This window comes from Microbacterium sp. 13-71-7 (assembly GCF_002257455.1).
Taxonomy (GTDB): domain Bacteria; phylum Actinomycetota; class Actinomycetes; order Actinomycetales; family Microbacteriaceae; genus Microbacterium.
Window position 1 is genome coordinate 1 of sequence record NZ_NCKN01000011.1, and the last position, 17725, is coordinate 17725.

The following is a 17725-nucleotide window of genomic DNA, read 5'->3' on the forward strand; positions in this document are numbered from 1 at the left end:
GGTGGACGTTCTGGTGTCGGCGACGGAGATCGACGCCAGAGTGCTCACATCGCCGGCGGTGACGGCTCGGATTCGCTTCCGGGCGGGGCGATACTCGTTCCTCAACGAATACGCGCGCACGGCGGCGATCGGATCCGCGTCTCCGGCGACGGTGCGAGACGCGCATCGCGCGCTCGCGCGGGCGCACGGGAGACTCGGTCTGGCGACCGCAGCCTGGCACGCGCTCCACGCCGAGAGCGGCACCAGCCGGCGCGCTTCCCGCTCGGCGGTCGTCCTCGGCGAACGGCTCCTCGCCGCAGGAAAGACCGAGGCCGCCGTCCGGATCGCCCAGGCGCTGAGCGAGGACATGGACCTCGAAGCCCGGTCCCGGTCGATGCTTCTCGGCGGCCGCGCCGCGCTGTCCCTCGGCTGCCTCGACGATGCGGAGGAGTTCTTCGACACCGCCTCACGCGATCCGAACGAGGCCATCCGGACCCAGGCGGTCGTGGGGAAGCGGGCCGTCGTGAGCTATCTCGAGGGGCCCCCGGACCATCCAGACGCCTTCGTCCGTCAGGATGCGCAGCGTCCCGCTCTCGCCGCGGCGGCGAACGCGATCGCCGACAGACCGGTGAAGACCCTGATCGATGCGGCGGCCGAGACCTGGTGGACGATCCCCACGGATGTCGATCCTGTGCTCGGCGCTCTTGCCCTCTCGCTCTCGCCGTGCCTTCGCCCAGCCCCGTGGACCGAAGCGTCGACGGGCATCTCCCCCCTCGTCGAGGCGTACGCGCGGGTCGTTCAGGTGAACTTCCTGCTCTACGCCAAGAGCGCTGCCGAGGCTGCGCCGGTGATGCAAGACGCGCTCTGCAGGCTTCCGTTGACGCACATCCTCGGCGGTGCGGCATACCGCGGGATCGCATCCATGCTCGACCGCGCTCCCGAGCTCGGCCTCTTCCTCGCGCCCTTCGAGGCGATCGGACCACGGCATCCCGTGCGCCAGGACATCGATCGGAGCCTGCCAGGGGAGACCACAGCAGCGGCCTCGCGCAACGTACCGACAGCACCCCGCATACGGCTTCCGTCCGTCCCCCTCACCGCCCAGGAGCAGAATGTGCTCCAGCTCGTGAGCCAGGGCTTGCGCAACAGGGAGGTCGGCCAGCAGCTGAAGATCTCCGATCGCACCGTGGAGGTGCATCTGTCCCACGTCTTCCGGAAGACGAACGTCACGTCCCGGGCAGAGCTCCTTGCGCTGCTTCTCGCCGACCGCTCGCCGAAGAACGTCGGGGCCTCCCGCGATCGGAACGAGCACCGCGGGGCGACGGACTCATGATGCCCCCGCCTCCGGCATCCATCGCTCCGCAGCCCCCCACCGCGAGGGCCCGCCTCTTCGACGCCCTCGACATCGTGGCGACCGGCCTGTTCGCGATGGAGGGCGCGGCGGCCGCCGCCCACGCCGGGCTCGATCTCCTGGGCATCCTCGTGGTGGGCTTCATCGTGGCGCTCGCCGGCGGGATCCTGCGCGACGTCCTGCTCGGCGATCTGCCGCCGGCGGCGTTCTCCTCGAGGACCCGGATCGTCGTCGCCCTCGTCGTCTCGCTCGCCACGTTCGGGGTGCTCGCCGTCGTCGACGAGCTCCCGGCTCTGGCGCTCGCCACCGCGGACGCCGTCGGCCTCGCCCTTTTCGCGGTCGGCGGTGCCGAGAAGGCCGCCGCGCGCGGCGCCAACCTGTGGGTGGTCGCCGCCCTCGGCACGATGACCGCGACCGGGGGCGGGCTGGTCCGCGACATCCTCCTGAACCGCGTGCCGTTCGTCCTGACGCACAGCGTCTACGGCACGGCGGCGCTGGCCGGTGCGCTCGCCACGGGGATCCTCCTGCGCTGGACGCGCACTCGCGGGCTCGCACTGCTCGCCGGGGCGCTGATCACGTTCCTGCTGCGCATGCTCGCCGTCATCTTCGACTGGCAGCTGCCACGGCTCGTCCCCTGAGCGGTCCGCCGCGAGCAGCGCCCGCGAGCGAGCCCTCCGGGCTGTCGCGGGCTCAGACTCCGACGAGCAGTCCCGCGAAGTGCGAGACCAGCTGATCGATCGGGATCCGCACCTGCTGCATGGTGTCGCGGTCGCGCACCGTGACCGCCCTGTCCCCGAGCGAATCGAAGTCCACCGTGACGCAGTACGGCGTGCCGACCTCGTCCTGTCGACGGTAGCGGCGCCCGATGGCCTGCGCGTCGTCGTAGTCCACGTCCCAGAACTCGCGAAGCAGATCGGCGACCTCCTGGGCGACGGGCACCAGCGTGTCCTTCTTCGACAGCGGCAGCACGGCGATCGTGAAGGGCGCGAGCCGCGGATCGAGTCTCAGCACGGTACGGGTGTCTGCCTTCCCGTCCGCTGCGGTCGTCTCCTCGACGTGATAGGCGTCCACGAGGAACGCCATCAGCGCGCGTGTGAGGCCGAACGACGGCTCGATCACGAACGGAATGTACTTCTCGTTCGTCGCCGGATCGAAGTAGCTGAGATCCTTGCCCGACTGCTTCTGGTGCACGTCCACGTCGTAGTCGGTGCGGTTGGCGACCCCCATCAGCTCGCCCCATTCCGATCCGGAGAACCCGAACCGGTACTCGATGTCGACAGTGCGCTTGGAGTAGTGGGCGAGCTTCTCCTTCGGATGCTCGTACCAGCGGATGTTCTCCGGATCCATCCCGAGCCCGATGAACCAGTTCCAGCAGAGCTCCATCCAGGTCTCCTGCCATTCGTCGTCGGAGCCAGGCTCGACGAAGAACTCGATCTCCATCTGCTCGAACTCCCGGGTGCGGAAGAGGAAGTTGCCCGGCGTGATCTCATTCCGGAACGACTTGCCGATCTGCCCGATGCCGAACGGGGGCTTGCGGCGCATCGCCTGCTGCACGTTCTTGAAGTTCGTGAAGATGCCCTGCGCGGTCTCGGGACGCATGTAGTGCCGGCCGCTCTCGTCATCGACGACGCCGAGGTAGGTCTTGATCATGCCGGAGAACATCCTGATCTCGGTCCACTGCCCGACCTTGTCGGAGTGCTCGGGATCCGGGATGTCGGCGAGGCCGTTCTCCGGCGGGTGGCCGTGCTTGGCCTCATAGGCCTCGAAGAGGTGGTCGGCCCGGTAGCGCTTGTGGGTGACGAGGGACTCGGTGAGCGGGTCGCTGAAGACCTTGAGATGTCCGGACGCCTCCCACACCGCCGTCGGGAGGATGATCGCCGAGTCCAGGCCGACCATGTCGCCGCGGCGCTGCACGAAGGCCCTCCACCACTGCCGCTTGATCTTCTCCTTAAGGGCAACCCCGTAGGGTCCGTAGTCCCACGCCGAGCGTGTGCCTCCGTATATGCCGCCCGAGGGGAAGACGAACCCTCGATGCTGCGCAAGGGCAATGGCGGCATCAAGCCGCTCGGACTGTTCCATGGAGTCTCCTCGCCGTCGCGGGGCGCCGGGGCGCCGTAACGGCACGGACTATAGTCGCTCCTGCCTCGCCCCAGAGATGCCGCCACGGACAGGAGCCTGCGATGACCTGGTTCTACAAGCTCAACGTCATCGATGGGCCGCTCCCCCTGGTGATCTACGGTCTGACCGTCATCGCCATCGTCGTGCTGCTCATCCGTCGCCCCACCCCCGCCTGGCTCTGGCGCATCGTCATCGCCCTGGCCGTCGGCATCGGCGGCGGCGTGGGCATCGTGCTCTGGGTGAACTCGACCCACGCCTTCGGCCTCGGCAACATGCCCCTTCCCTCCGCGTCGATCCTGTGGCTGCCCGCCGGGTTCACGGCGACCATGCTCGGCATCGTGTCGCTCTGGGAGCGCGGGGTCTGGCGCAAGATCGTCGCCCTGCTGCTCGTGCTGCTGGCGTTGGTCTCCACGGCGCTCGGCGTGAACGCGGCGTTCGGCGTGAACACCACGGTGGGTTCGATGTTCGGCATCAGTGTCGAGGAGCCGATCCACAGTCTTCCGAAGCCCGCTCCCACCGCCACGCTGGACGGCCCGCTCTACCGCACGTGGAATCCGCCCTCGGACATGCCGGCGAAAGGCACCAGAGGGACGATCGAGATCCCCTCCGGATCCAAGTTCGCCCCTCGCCCCGCCCTGCTCTACCTTCCGCCGGCCGCACTGGTGAGGTCCGAGGCGCCGCCGCGCCTGCCGCTCATCGTGATGATGATGGGCAAGCCCGGCACGCCCACCCTCGACTTCATCGCGCCGGTGCTGGACGAGATGGCCTCGAAGAACAAGGGACTCGCTCCGATCGTGATCGTCGCCGACCAACTCGGTCCCAGTGGGGGCCTCGAGGGCAGCACTCCCGATCCGGCCTGCGCCGACTCGGCCGAGTACGGCGACGTGGACGCCTACTTCAACCAGGTGATCCCGAAGTATGCGAAGGACCGCCTGAACGTGCTCACCGATCCGAAGGACTGGACGATCATGGGCTACTCGAACGGCGGCGCATGCGCCTTCACCTGGGCGGCACGGCATCCGGGGATCTGGGGCAACATGATCGCGATCTCCGGAGACGAGTACCCCGGCATCGAGCAGCGCGCGCAGGTCATCAAGGAGACCTTCGGCGGCGACGAGAAGAAGTTCGAGGCGAACAAGCCGGCCGCCGCCCTTCAGACCAACGCCGGCGCCTTCAAGGACCACCTCGCCCTGTTCACCGTCGGCGGCGCCGATCCGACCTTCATGGACTACGCCGCGCGCATGGTGCAGCAGGCGAAGGATGCGGGCTTCGATCCCGTCCACCAGGTGATACCCGGCGCCGACCACGTCGGCGGAGCCCTCAAGGGAGGAATCCCGTTCGCCATGGATCGGCTGTACCGGCGCCTCGGCCTCTCCGCACCCTGACGCCCGCCGACATCGTCTCGTCCCCGAACCGCCTGTGAGAGAAGATCCCGCATGACTGCATCCGAGCCCACGAAGCCCGCGGCCGAGGCCCCGGGGGGCCTCCCCGCGCCGAAGGAGCCGGGCGCGCTCGTGGCCTACCTGCGCGCGAACCCGTTCAGCGTGCTGCTCGCGCTCATCACGCTCGGCACGGGCCTCGGCTTCGGGACGTTCTGGGGCGGGTTCCCGCAGGAGCTCGCCGCCGGCTCCCTGCCGACGTGGGAGTGGAGCGGGTGGTGGACCCCTGCGACGGCCCTGCTGATCCCCGATTCGCTGGTCGCCGGGGTGCTCGCGATCCTGCTCGCTCTGACCGCGGGTGCGTACGCGGAACGGCGTCTCGGCACGATCCGGGCGGTGATCGCGTTCTTCGGTACCGGCGCACTGGCCGTGCTGCTGGGGCTCGGCCTGCTCGCGGTGATGAACGCCTGGGGCACGATCTGGGGACTGATGAAGGGCGACGAGCTCATCGCCGACCCGTCCATCGGCATCATCGGCATGCTGATGGCCGCCGCAGCCCTCGCACCCGCGCTGTGGCAACGCAGAATACGGGTGATCGGGTTCACAGTGCTCGTGATGTTCGTCCTCTACGCGGGCGACATGGACAGCGTGTTCCGCCTCATCGCGGCCCTGCTCGGCCTGCTGCTCGGGCTTCTGCTCGCCCGCGGCGCCGCCCGTGGATCCTGGCATCGCAGCTCGTACCGCGAGGTGCGCACGCTCGTCGCGGCGATCGTCGCGGCGACCGGCCTGGGACCGTTCATCGTGCTCATCTCGGGCGACTACGACGCGCCACTGAGCCTCGTGCTGTCGGGTTTCGTGGCGGACACCTCGAACGGGATCGACGCCTCGTGCGGCGAGAGTTTCACCAGTGCCTGCGCCGACCAGGCGGCGGCGATCCTCACCGCCGGCGCCGGGCCCCTCCTGGTGAGCCTGGTGCCGTTCGTGCTCGCACTGCTCGCGGCATGGGGGCTGCGGACCGGACGCCGCGCCGCGTGGATCCTCGCTCTCGTCGCGAAGGCGGGCACCGCGATCGGCACCGCCATCGCGCTCTCACCGGGCGAGCTGTTGGACGCGAAGGCTCGTGCCGAAGTGGGCGCGGAGTTCATGGTGCTCGTGCTGCTCGCGGTCGCCCTGCCCATCGCCGTGATCGTGCTGCTGATCGTGACCCGCCGCCGGTTCCGAGTGGGCGCGCCGCGGAGCGCCGCCGGGCAGTTCGCCGTCACGGTCATCGGCGCCTGGCTCGTGCTCACCGCGGTCTATTTCGCCATCGCGCTCACACGCCCCCAGGACTACCTCGGGGAGCACGCGTCGTTCGGGGCACTTTTCAGCGATGTGCTCCGCCCCTACGTTCCCGCCGGGTTCCTCCCCGACGTCACCGAGGACGCGATCCCGATGGACGGCCCGTCGCTGCTGGCCTACCAGTGGATCGGCGTGCTGTTCTGGGGCGTCTTCATCCTCGCCATGATCCGGCTGTACCGCGCCACGCGGCTGCGCCGCGACGCGACGGAGGAGGCGCGCTTCCGATCGCTGCTGAAGGCGGGCGGTGGAGGAACCCTCGGTTTCATGGGCACCTGGCCGGGCAACAGCTACTGGTTCACCGCCGACGGCCAGGGCGCCGTGGCCTACCGGGTGATCAAGGGCGTGGCTCTGACGATGTCGGATCCGGTGTGCGCCGACGGCGAGGAGCGCGCGACCATCGAGGCATTCGTGGCCTACTGCGAGGCGCAGGGCTGGTCCGCCTGCTTCTACAGCTTCCACGAGCGCTACCTGCCGATCTTCCAGTCCTTCGGCTGGCAGTACCTGTCCGTCGGAGAGGAGACGGTGCTCGACCTCCCCGGACTCGAACTCACCGGCAAGCCGTGGCAGAAGATCCGCCAGCCGCTCAACCGCGGCCAGCGCGAGGGCATCACCACCCTGTGGTCGACCTGGGACGAACTCCCCCTCCAGTACACCGCCGAGATCGAGGCGGTGAGCGAGGAGTGGGTCGCGAACAAGAAGCTTCCGGAGATGGGCTTCACGCTCGGCGGCATGGACGAGCTCAAGGATCCCGATGTGGGGATCTTCCTGGCGATCAACAAGGACGGCGGGATCGAGGCGACCACGAGCTGGCTGCCCAGTTGGACCGACGGGAGGGTCTCCGGCTGGACGATCGATTTCATGCGCCGGGGCGACGGATCCATGCCCGGCATCATGGAGTTCGTGATCGCCTCCGCCGCGCTGCACATGAAGGAGCAGGGCGCCCAGGTGATGAGCCTGTCGGGGGCGCCCCTGGCCACCAAGCCAGACGAGGAGGAATCCGATCCGACGATCATGTCGCGGCTGCTGGACTGGCTCGGCCGGATGCTCGAGCCCGCCTACGGGTTCACCTCGCTGTTCCGCTTCAAGAGCAAGTTCAACCCGCGGTACGAGACCATCTACATGGCGTACGCGGATCCGGCGCAGCTCGCGAGCATCGGACTCGCGATCGGAGAGGCGTACCTGCCCCACGCGACACCGAAGGAGTACCTGGCGCTCGTGCAGACCATCACCGGGCGCGGCGATGAGCACTGATGCGTCTGGCGAGGGCCCCGCGAAAGGCCATCTCCCCGTCAGCCCTGCGCCACGCGCCGCTTCTCGAGCGCCCGCAGTGCGAACGGCGCCGCGACGCCGTGCAGCAGGATGCTGCCGACGACGGTGACGACCATGACCAGCAGCACCGCGTTGGCCTCGACGCTGTCCGTCTCGAAGGCGTTGTAGGCGAGCAGGCCGAACACGACGGAGGCCGTACCGCGCGGACCGAGCAGGCCGATCCGCACGCGATCGCCGCGGCCGACGGAGCTGCCCATGAGCGACAGGTACACCGGCCCGAGCCGCAGCACGGTGAGCGCGAGGAGCGCGAGCACCAGGACCCGCCAGTCGAATGACGCCGTGAAAGCGAGCAGGGCGGCGGAGCCGAGCATGAACCAGACGAAGTTCGCCGTGAGGGTGCCCATCTCCTCGACCAGGAGCAGCTCGGAATGCGGGATCACCCGCTCCTGCATGCCGCGCGTGCGCGCGACGCGATAGATGAGGCCCGCGACGAACGCCGCCACGAAGCCGTTGGCCTCGATCGCCGGGATCGTCGCGATGCCATAGGCGATGAGCGGCAGCAGCAGCATGGCGTAGCGCGCGCCGCCCTCGTTCGCGATGCCCCGGTCGCGGGCCGCCCGGAGCGCCAAGCCGATGGCGCCTCCCAGCACGACGCCGATCACGATCGCCGAGACCGTCGCGGGCACCGCGTTGACGAACGCCTCCGCGAACTTCTCGGTGCTGTGACCGAGGTCCTTGTCGTCCACGGTGACCGTGTCGGATCCCGTCGCGACCATCTTCTCGACCAGGGGGGCGATCACGACGGCGATCGGCAGCGCCATGCCGAAGATCGGCGAGACCAGACCGTCGTTGTACCCGCTCTCCACGTTCAGGATCGCGCGGATCCGCTCCGGCAGCAGCTTGCTGCGCAACAGACGCGTCGCCGGCGCGAAATCGGTCGGCATGATCACGCAGGCGATGACCACGGCCGCCACCAGCGCCTCGGGGAGGAGGAAGGCGGCGGCGATGGCGGTGAGGATGAGCGACAGCGGCAGCGCGATCAGCACCAGGCGCGCGGTGACCCTGCCCTCGCCGCCGAAGATGCCGCCGCGCACCTCGGTCGCGTCGGCGAAGAGGAGGATCGACAGGATGACCTCGACGATCTTCTCGGTGATCGGGGCGTCCAGAGCCGCGGCGTAGGTCGGCAGGTCCCACACCGTGGTGGCGGCCCCCAGCACGAGCAGCATCGCCGGCCCCGCCACGCCCCAGCGCTCGAAGCGATGCGAAACGATCGACCACAGCAGCACGGCCGTGAGACCGAAGAGCACGAGCGCGGGCATCCGGTTCCTTCCGTGGCGACGATCAGAGAGTACCGCGGCCCGGGCGCACCTGCTGCCGGGCCGTCTGCACAGCGACGTCGATCAGCTCCCGTCCCGCCACCGGGAGATCCCGCGCTCCGCCCCGCCAGAGGGCCGTGATCGGCCGGACCACGGGGTCGCCGGACGTGCGAACGGCGCGCAGCCGGCCCAGCCGGATGTCGTCCGCCGCCTCTCTGCGGCTCAGGACGGCGGCCCCCAGGCCGTTCACCACGGCCGAGCGCACCGCCGCGGACGTGGGCAGCACGACCGCCGGTTCTGCGGCGTCGCGACCGAGCCGCCGACGCACCTCGTCCTCCCAGGCGCGCCGGGTGCCGCTGCCCTGCTCACGGGCCACGAGCGCCTCGTCCGCGGCCTCCGCGAAGGGCACGGGCCCCTGCCCGCTCCACGGGTGCTCCGGCGCGACGACGAGGACGAGCTCGTCGGCGTCCACCGTCGTGGACCCGAGATCCGTGGGCACCTCCGACGACTCGATGAACGCGAGATCGGCCTGCCCCTCGCGCACCAGGGCCACGGCGTCCGTGCTGTTGCCGGACAGCAGCTGCACCGCCGTCGGGGCGCGCCCCGCCTCGACCTGGCGACCGCGCAGCGCGACCAGCCACAGCGGCAGCAGCCGTGCCGAGACCGTCTGACTCGCGGCGACCGTGAGCCGGGCCGTGCTCTCGCCGCGCAGCGTCCGCGTCGCCGCACGGAACCGCCCCACGGCCGCCAGCACGTCGTCCGCCCAGGAGGCGACGACCTCGCCCTCGAGCGTGGGGCGCGTGCCGGACGGGGCGCGGTGGAACAGCGACAACCCGAGCTGGCGCTCCACCGCGCGCAGCCGCGCGGACGCCGACTGCTGGGTCACGCCGGTCTCCCGCGCCGCCCCCGAGATCGAGCCGGTGCGCACGACCGCGACCAGCAGCTCGAGCGATCCGATGTCCGGCATCGATCCGTCTGTCACCGCATTCGCCACAGTCCATGACTGTACCCCTATCGGGTGCCGCGGGATACCGCGGGAACCGGGGGCGGACGAGCCTGGATCCATGATGTTCCACCCTGCCCGCACGCTCCCGCTCCGCCTCGCCCTGCGGGGGGCGGAGGTGCTGCCGGGACTGGCGCTCACGGTGCCGATCGCCGTCGCCGCCACCCTGATCGGCGCGGCGGTCCCGGTGCTCGGATCCGCCCTGCCCGCGATCGTGATCGGCGTGGTGGTCGCGGTCCTTCGTCGGCCCGGCGCGCGCTTCCAGCCCGGGGTGGAGTTCTCGGGGAAGTTCCTGCTGCAGGTGGCGGTGGTGCTCCTGGGCGCGCAGCTCTCGCTCGACGCGATCCTGCGCGTGGGAGCGGAGTCGCTGCCGGTGATGCTGTCGACCCTCACCGTGTGCCTGCTCGGCACCTGGATCATCGGCCGCGCACTGCGGGTGCCGCAGCGTCTGCGCACCCTGATCGGCGTCGGCACGGGCATCTGCGGCGCCTCTGCGATCGCGGCGGTCTCGCCCGTGATCGGCGCGCTGAGCGCCGAGGTCTCGTATGCGGTGTCGACGATCTTCGTCTTCAACATCCTCGCCGTCGTGCTCTTCCCGCTGCTCGGCCACGCGCTCGGCCTGGATCCGCACACCTTCGGACTGCTCGCCGGCACCGCCGTCAATGACACGAGCTCGGTCGTCGCCGCGGCCGGGGTCTTCGGGGCGGCGGCGCTCGGCTACGCGGTCGTGGTGAAGCTCGTGCGCACGCTCATGATCATCCCGATCTCGATCGGGCTCTCGGTGATCGAGTCGCGCCGGGCCGCCGGTGGGCGACGGATGACGCTGCGCGGCGCGGTCCGGCTCGTGCCCTGGTTCCTCGTCGGATTCCTCGTCGTCGCCGTGATCGGATCCCTCGGGGCGATCCCGGCCGGTCCCCGCGAGGCGATGGTGCACGCCAGCGGCTTCCTGATCGCGACGGCGATGGCCGGGATCGGCCTGTCCACCGACGTCGCCGCGCTGCGCCGCGCCGGCTGGCGCCCTCTCCTGCTCGGCGCGATCCTGTGGATCCTGGTCACCGCCACCGCGCTCGCGGTGATCGCGCTGACGGGCTTCGCGCGCTGACCGCCCCCGATTGCGGCGCCCTCCCGTCGTTCAGGTCGCGATTTCTGCTCTTCCCGCGCGGGTTTCGGAGCAGATATTGCGACCTGAACGAGGATCAGGCAGCAGGGGATGCGGATCCGGTCAGAGCCAGCCGCGCTTCTTGAACACCAGGTACAGCACGAACGCCCCGCCGACCATCAGCCCGATCGCCATGGGGTAGCCGAACGGCCAGGCGAGTTCGGGGATCACGTGGAAGTTCATGCCGTAGATGCCGGCCACGATCGTCGGCGCGAAGAAGATGGCCGCCCAGCTGGAGATCTTCTTGACCTCCTCACCCTGGCGGATGCTCTCCTCGGTCATCCGACGCATCTCCTCGTTCTGGCGCCGGGCGACGATCGTGGCCTCCACGGTGAGCGCGTTGTCGAGGTTCGCACGGAAGGTCGAGACCCGCTCGGACAGCGTCAGGATGTGGTCGAGCACGTCGCGCAGGTAGCGCTGCAGCTCCAGGTCGACGGCGTACTTCGCGGATCCGCGCAGCAGGTTCTCCAGCATCGGCTGCAGGGGCTGGGTCGCCTTCTGGAAGTCGATCACCTCGCTGGAGAGCTCGTAGATGCGCTGGGTCACGTCGGACTCCTCGAGGAACAGCTGCGCCTCGATCTCGTCGATGTCGTTCTCGAGGCCCGCGAGCACCGGCGAGTACTCGTCGACGAGCTCGTCGAGGATCGCGTAGAGCACGGCCTCGGGGCCGCGGGCGAGCAGCTCGGGATCGTGCTCCATCCGTCCGCGCACCCGGCTCAGGCTGGGTGTCTCGGCGTGCCGGATGGTGACGACGAAGTTCGGGCCCACGAACACGTGCAGCTCACCGAACTCGACCTCCTCCGCGACGTCGAGATAGCGGGCGGGGCGCAGGACGATGAAGAGCGTCTCCCCGTAGCGCTCGAGCTTGGAGCGCTGATGACCGGTCAGGGCATCCTCGACCGCGAGCTCGTGCAGCCCGAACTCCGCGGCGACCTGACGCACCTCCTCCTCGCTCGGCCGGTACAGCCCGATCCAGCCCATGCCCTCGCGCTCGTGCATGAGCTCGAACGTCTCGGACAGCGTGTGCGGGGTGTCGGTGCGGACGCCGTCCACATAGATGCCGTTGTCGACGATCGCCATGGCTGCTCCTCGGGTCGTGCGCGTGCCTGGGCCTGCGGGGCCCACCGAAGCGCAGGGAGGCGTCGAGCGGGCCGGTCAGCCCGGCGGCAGCGGGCAGATCGCCGCGCTGTCGACCGCCTTAGCGTAGTCGTCCGCGGTGAACGGCAGCGCGAACTCGGGTGCGGTCCCGCCCTTGCCCGCGGGCGCCTTGGACGCGATCGCCGCGAGCTCGAACGCGAGATCGCCGATGAACGCGTCGCCGGCCGTGGAGTCGTTCAGCACCACGGCGACCGTGAATCCGGTGGCCGGGTCCGAGTAGGCCGCGGTCAGGTAGCCCGGCGTGCCGCCGTGCTGCCCGATCATGGATCCGACCAGCTTCGCCCCGCCCGTGGTCTGGTACCAGCTCGGTGCGCCGTCGGCGATCGGGAGCGGCGTGCCGAAGCGCTTCGGGGTCTTCTTCAGACGCAGCGCCTGGGCCGCCTCGGCCTGCACGTAGCGCCCGAGATCCTCGATCGTGGAGACCGCCCCGGAGTCGGTGTAGCCGTTGCTCGACGAGCTCACCGTGATGTCCGTCGGCTTCGCGCACTGGTAGGCGCCGTCGACCTGGGCCGTGTAGAACCCCTTCAGGGCGGGCGACGGGGTGGGCGCCGCGGCGCCGGCTCCGGGCAGCGACGTCGAGTTCAGCCCGAGCGGGGTGGTCACGTACTGCCGGATGAGCTGTGCGGCGGTCTGGCCCGAGGCGCGCTCGAGCGCCTGACCGAGCAGCAGGTAGCCCGCATCGGAATCGCGGTAGCCGGTGTGCGGAGGGGTGCGGTTCTGTGCGAGGCCGTAGGACGCGAGCTCCTTCGGATCCCACTCGCGCTCGGGGTTGCTCAGCAGCATCGGCATCGCGGTCGCCTGAGAGGAGCCGATCCCGCCGGTGCCGTTGCACAGGTCCAGGAGGGTGACGTCCTGCAGATCCGGAACGCCCGAGACGTATTCGGTGATCGAGGCGTCGAGCTTGATCTTGTCGGTGTCGGCCATCGCGTACAGCACATCGCAGGTCATCAGCCGGGTGACGTCGCCGATGCGGAACGACATGTCGGTGCTCACCGGCGTCTTGTCCTCGACGGACACCGTGCCGAGGCCGGTGGTGTAGGAACCGCCCCAGGGAGCCCACACGCCGACGATCGCGCCGCTCGATCCGCTCTGCGCCATGGCGCGCGTGACCGCCGCCTTGATCTGGTCCTTCATCTCGGACGGCAGCTCGCCCTGCACCTGCGGCTTCGGGGTGTACGAAGGGGTCTCCGCGCCGCCCGAGCAGCCGCTCAGTGCGAGCGTCGCCGCAACGACACCGGCGACCAGCGCCCCCACTCGACGCCCTGTGATCCCACGCATTCGCCCCCCTGACATCCCTCACGATTGTAAGCGGCCCTTCTCAGGGCGCCGTCATCCCAGAGGATGATCCCTGATATCGGGTGGAGATCGTGATGTGGGGATCCGCCGGCGCGGGCGACGTCTCAGCCGCGTCCCAGCCCCTTCGCGATCGCCTGCGCGCGGTCGCGGACGCCCAGCTTGGCGAAGAGCGCGTTGACGTGGGTCTTCACGGTGGCGACCCCGACGTAGAGCGTCTCGGCGATCTCGCCGTTCGACCGCCCCTGCAGGATGAGCGCGTACACCTCGCGCTCACGGGCGGTGAGCGCGGGGAACCGCGGAGCGAGCGCGTCCGCCGAGGCCGGATCCGCGTCGGGGGCTGTGCCGGCCGTCCCTCCGGGCTCCGCGGCGGGTGTCGCGGCCGCGGAGGATCCGGCGGCGTTCGTCGTCGCCGCCGGGGCGTCGATCCTTCCCAGCAGCACGTCGCGCACCGGCGCGGAGAACGTGGACTGCCCTGCGGCGACCGCGCGGATCGCGGCGGCGAGCTCCGCGCGTCCCGCGTCCTTGGTGAGATACCCGCGCGCACCCGCCCGGAGCGCCGCGACGATGTCGGCGTCGTCGGCGAAGGTCGTCAGCACCAGCACGGCGGTCCCCGGGGTCTCGGCGGCGACCCGCCGCGTGGCGGCCGCGCCGTCCAGCACCGGCATCCGCAGATCCATGAGGGCGACATCGGGGCGTTCCGCGGCGATGAGCGCGACGGCCTCGGCCCCGTCGCCGGCGGTGCCGACGACCTCGAAGTCCTCGACGAGGCTCAGCACGGTCTCCAGTCCGTCGCGGATGATCGCCTGATCATCGGCGAGCACGATGCGGATCCGCCCGGTCACGCCGGTGCCTCCACCCGCAGCACGAAGCGGTCGGCGGCGTCCTGGCCTTTCGAGGCGCCCGGCTCCACGCCCGCCTGGACCGTTCCGCCGAGCACGGCGAAGCGCTCGCGCACCCCGCGCAGCCCGAAGCCCCCTCCCGTCGCGGCGAGCCCGCGATCCTGCGCCGGGGTCGCCGGGACGGGGTTCTCGATCGTGCACTCCACCCGGTCAGGATGCCAGACGAGACCGACCAGCACCGCCGCGCCCGGCGCGTGCTTGCGCGCGTTGCTGAGCCCCTCCTGCACCGCACGGATCAGCGCCTCGGCGAGCGCGCCGGACACCGGATGCGCGACGCCGGCGACGTCGAGCCCCACCCCCCGCTCCGGGGCGATCAGCGTGCGGATCCGCGCCTCGACGGCGGAGGGCGCGACCGGATCCGCGGTGTCGGATCCGGTCGCGGGCTCAGGCTCGCGCAGCGCCCGCACCGCCTCGCGGGCCTCGCCCAGGCCCTTGACCGCGAGCCCGCGCGCCGCTGCCACCCGGGCGGCCGCCCTCTCCGTATCGCCCGCGTCGAGCAGGGCCTCGACCGCATCCAGCTGCACCACGAGGCCGCCCAGGCTGTGCGCGAGCACGTCGTGCAGGTCTCGTGCGATCGCGATGCGATGCGCGGCGGCCTGCGCCCGCAGCGCCTCGGCGCTCGCGCGCTCCCGCTCCGCCAGCAGCACCCGCTGCGCCCGGCGCCCAAACCCGGCGACCACCGCGAGCACCAGCCCGACGATCACCGCGAGCAGGCCGAGCACGTTCACCTCGCCGGATCCAGCCAGGCCGACGAGGGCGAGCACCGTTCCTGCGGCGATCCCGAGGACTCCGGCGAGCACGACGGCACCCCAGACCAGAGGCGTCGATGCGGGGTCGCTCGTCACCACCAGCACCGCGACGACGAGGAGCGCGACGCCGAGTCCCTGCGTGGGGATCGCGGTCAGCGCACCCACGAGCACCATCACCGCCAGCAGGGCCGCGCCGAGCACGCGCCCGCCGTTCCTGCCGCCGGGCGGGGAGGCGGGCGACAGGTCGCCGACATCGCCGGTCCGTGCTCCCCATCGCGTCGCGAGCAGGATGCGCGCCGCCCAGGCGATGAGCCCCGCGATCACGGCCGCGACCACCCAGGGTGCGAAGTGCGGAGCACCGCGCCAGAGCCCGTAGGTCACGGCGAGAGCGCCGGCGAGATTGATGCCGGCGCTCCACGGAGTCGTCGCCACGACGGGCGGCAGGCGGAACGAGCTCACGAGACCATGATGCGCGCTGATGCGCTCTGCGCACCGGTGCGGCGCAGCCCTTCCACCCGGTTGTGCAGCACGAGGGTCCGGGCGGCGCGGTTCGCGGCGAGCGCGAGGAGGATCATCCCCGTCGAGACGCCGAGGTGGGATCCCAGGCTCTCGAAGGCGAACGTCAGGCCGACTCGCACGCCGATCAGGACGACCCAGAGCGCGAGGCCCCACGCCCCGGTGCGGGTCTCGAACTCGGCGAGCGCACGGGCGGCCGCCTTCCCGGACAGACCCGATGCGTCGGCGGCATACCCGGTAGGACGCGCGATCGGCCGGACGTGGGCGATCGCGCCCATCCCCAGACCGACCCCGAGGGCGATCGCGACCTCGACGAGGAACGCCACGACGTCGATCACGCCGAGCGCGCGCCCGTTCAGGGACTGCAGGAGCAGCGCCGCGCCCACCACGGCGGCGAGACCGGGGAACATCCAGTCGCGCCCGCCGAGCACGGGTCGCCAGGTCATCTGCCGTACGGCGATCACGCCGACCGCGACGAGGATCAGCAGGACGTTGGAGAGGAGCGAGAGGTTCATGTCCCCGATGCTCCTCGGGTCCCGGATCCACCGGCACCACCCGCGGGTGGAGATCCCCGGGAGGAAGGGTGGAGATCCCCGAGGAGACGGGTGGAGATCCCCGAGGAGACGGGTGGAGATCTCACCCGCCGCTTCCGGGTGGCGCGAGGGCGCCCGCGATGATCCGGCGACGGTCGTGCGGGGTCCCTCCTCCGCGGGATCGCGGACGATGCCAACCGCCGTAGGGGTCCCACCAGTGCGGTCCGCGGATCTCAGGAGCCCCGCCACCCATGCGAATGCGCCACCCCGACGACTCCAGCGTGCGATGGTGATGCCAGCACAGCGCGACGCCGTTGCTCGTGTGCGTCGTACCGCCCCGCGCCCATTCGCGGACATGGTGGATCTCGCACCACGTCGCCGGGATCCGGCAACCCGGAATCACGCATTCCCGATCGCGGAGCACGATCGCCCGACGCTGCACAGCGTTGAACAGTCGGGCAGTGGTGCCGATGGACACGATCTGCCCCCGATCATCGAACAGCACCCGCTGGACCCCACCCGCGCAGGCGGTGTGGCGGGCCACCCCGATCGACGTGTCCCATTCCGTACCCTCGATGTGCGAGCGCCCCGCGCCGCGCGCGTAGTCCTCGGCAGTGACCGAGACGACGAGGGTCGGCGCAGCGCCGCCCAGCTCGGGAAACCCCTCCGAGGCGGCGGCGACGTTCACGATCATCGCGAACGCATCGTGCCGCTTCTGCGCCGGCGTCCGGTCGTCGGGAGGATCCGGCTGCGCATGCGCGTCCGGCAGTTCGCCCGCCCCCTGATCCGCCCCGTCTTCGGGCGCGAACGCCACCCTTCCCGCCGCCGGCGACGGCGCACCGGATGCGGCCGGGTTGTTCAGCGCGTCGATCAGACGCTGCACCGCCCCCGCGACCTCGGGCAGCAGCCCACCCGACACCGGCACCACGCCGTCCCTCAGCCGCCCCAGCGTGAAGCCTCGACGCCGGTTCGCCGTGGTGTCATCGGGTTCCTTGCCGTCGGGATCCACCGCGAGCGCGAGTGCCGCCGCGAAGTCCGCCAGTTCGTCGGTCGTCGGCGCCGGACCCGGCCGCCCCTGAGCGTCGGGAAGATCCCTCCCCCGGGCCATGTCAGCCAGCAGCCGATCGATCGCCGCCCGTTCCTCGCCCCCGATCCGGTTGCCGCTCTTCGCCAGCGGCGCCGTCGCCGCGAGGAGTCCCGACACCGATATGTCCCCGTCCCGCAGCGTCGCGCCGAGCTCTTCGAACTCAGACGGAAGAAGCTCTCCCGAAGACAGTGACCGGTCGCGGTGGATGAGCCGAGCCGCGTGCACGAACCGCCACGCCGTTCCCACGTCGACCCGGAGGGCGCGCCGCAGCAGCTCGGTCGCATCCCTGCAGCCCGCACGGGGCGAGACGCGATCACCCGCCGGGCGCCCATCACGCTCGTCCACGGTGCCAGTGGCCGTCGTGATGATCGCATCGAGCCGGCGCTGCACGCGCCCCGCCGCCTGCAGCACCTCGGTCAGCTCGGCCGCCGACAGCCCCTCGAGCTGCGCCTCGAGCTCCTCCGACGCGCACACCGCTTGGAGCAGCTGGTCGAGCTGCTCCAGTACGTGCGCCGTGGTCGATGTCATACCTCGATCCAACACCGTGCCACCGACATTCGAACCCCCGATCACAAGGG

14 protein-coding genes are annotated in these 17725 nt (G+C 70.8%); 5 read left to right on the forward strand and 9 right to left on the reverse strand.

The annotated features are described in order from the left end of the window. Both B7X32_RS01955 and B7X32_RS01960 read left to right on the forward strand, forming a co-directional pair. Nucleotides 1–1309: helix-turn-helix transcriptional regulator (locus B7X32_RS01955; RefSeq protein WP_292715253.1), on the forward strand; the 1309-nt coding region annotated here is incomplete at its 5' end. Continuing rightward, nucleotides 1309–1965 carry a TRIC cation channel family protein gene (locus B7X32_RS01960; protein WP_292715256.1) on the forward strand — a complete coding sequence of 219 codons (657 nt, stop codon included), beginning with the start codon at nt 1309–1311 and terminating at the stop codon, nt 1963–1965. The genes B7X32_RS01955 and B7X32_RS01960, both read left to right, overlap by 1 nt. A 52-nt stretch (nt 1966–2017) precedes the next feature. Here the strand turns inward: B7X32_RS01960 and B7X32_RS01965 are convergent, their stop codons facing one another. After that, nucleotides 2018–3406 carry a glycine--tRNA ligase gene (locus B7X32_RS01965; RefSeq protein ID WP_292715259.1) on the reverse strand — a complete coding sequence of 463 codons (1389 nt, stop codon included), beginning with the start codon at nt 3404–3406 and terminating at the stop codon, nt 2018–2020. Nucleotides 3407–3507: 101 nt separating this feature from the next. On the opposite strand from B7X32_RS01965, the gene B7X32_RS01970 reads away from it, so the two are divergent. Continuing rightward, nucleotides 3508–4830, forward strand: coding sequence for an alpha/beta hydrolase-fold protein (locus B7X32_RS01970; protein WP_292715262.1), 1323 nt, complete (start codon nt 3508–3510; stop codon nt 4828–4830). 51 nt (nt 4831–4881) lie between these two features. Further along, complete coding sequence (locus tag B7X32_RS01975; protein WP_292715265.1) at nt 4882–7413, forward strand: phosphatidylglycerol lysyltransferase domain-containing protein; 2532 nt, start codon at nt 4882–4884, stop codon at nt 7411–7413. 38 nt (nt 7414–7451) lie between these two features. Here the strand turns inward: B7X32_RS01975 and B7X32_RS01980 are convergent, their stop codons facing one another. Together B7X32_RS01980 and B7X32_RS01985 are read right to left on the reverse strand one after the other, a co-directional pair. Continuing rightward, nucleotides 7452–8750: a cation:proton antiporter gene (locus B7X32_RS01980; protein WP_292715268.1), complete on the reverse strand. Its 1299-nt coding sequence runs from the start codon at nt 8748–8750 to the stop codon at nt 7452–7454. A 22-nt stretch (nt 8751–8772) separates the two neighbouring features. After that, complete coding sequence (locus tag B7X32_RS01985; RefSeq protein ID WP_292715270.1) at nt 8773–9714, reverse strand: LysR family transcriptional regulator; 942 nt, start codon at nt 9712–9714, stop codon at nt 8773–8775. Between the two features lie 97 nt (nt 9715–9811). Between B7X32_RS01985 and B7X32_RS01990 the strand changes: the two genes are divergently transcribed. Further along, a complete protein-coding gene (locus B7X32_RS01990) occupies nt 9812–10852 on the forward strand; it encodes a putative sulfate exporter family transporter (RefSeq protein ID WP_292715273.1) in 1041 nt (346 codons plus the stop codon). Between the two features lie 120 nt (nt 10853–10972). Here the strand turns inward: B7X32_RS01990 and B7X32_RS01995 are convergent, their stop codons facing one another. The 6 genes from B7X32_RS01995 to B7X32_RS02020 form a co-directional block, all read right to left on the reverse strand. After that, a complete protein-coding gene (locus tag B7X32_RS01995; protein WP_292715276.1) occupies nt 10973–11989 on the reverse strand; it encodes a magnesium and cobalt transport protein CorA in 1017 nt (338 codons plus the stop codon). Between the two features lie 75 nt (nt 11990–12064). Continuing rightward, nucleotides 12065–13345: a serine hydrolase domain-containing protein gene (locus B7X32_RS02000; protein ID WP_292715279.1), complete on the reverse strand. Its 1281-nt coding sequence runs from the start codon at nt 13343–13345 to the stop codon at nt 12065–12067. A 122-nt stretch (nt 13346–13467) separates the two neighbouring features. After that, a complete protein-coding gene (locus tag B7X32_RS02005) occupies nt 13468–14205 on the reverse strand; it encodes a response regulator transcription factor (protein ID WP_292715282.1) in 738 nt (245 codons plus the stop codon). Beyond that, on the reverse strand, nt 14202–15470 hold the full coding sequence (locus tag B7X32_RS02010) for a histidine kinase (RefSeq protein WP_292715285.1): 1269 nt from the start codon (nt 15468–15470) through the stop codon (nt 14202–14204). Before B7X32_RS02010 ends, B7X32_RS02005 begins: the two co-directional genes overlap by 4 nt. Next, nucleotides 15467–16042, reverse strand: a complete 576-nt coding sequence (locus B7X32_RS02015; protein WP_292715289.1) for a hypothetical protein — start codon at nt 16040–16042, stop codon at nt 15467–15469. Before B7X32_RS02015 ends, B7X32_RS02010 begins: the two co-directional genes overlap by 4 nt. 121 nt (nt 16043–16163) lie before the next feature. Next, nucleotides 16164–17675: an HNH endonuclease signature motif containing protein gene (locus tag B7X32_RS02020; RefSeq protein WP_292715292.1), complete on the reverse strand. Its 1512-nt coding sequence runs from the start codon at nt 17673–17675 to the stop codon at nt 16164–16166. Between the last annotated feature and the right edge of the window lie 50 nt (nt 17676–17725).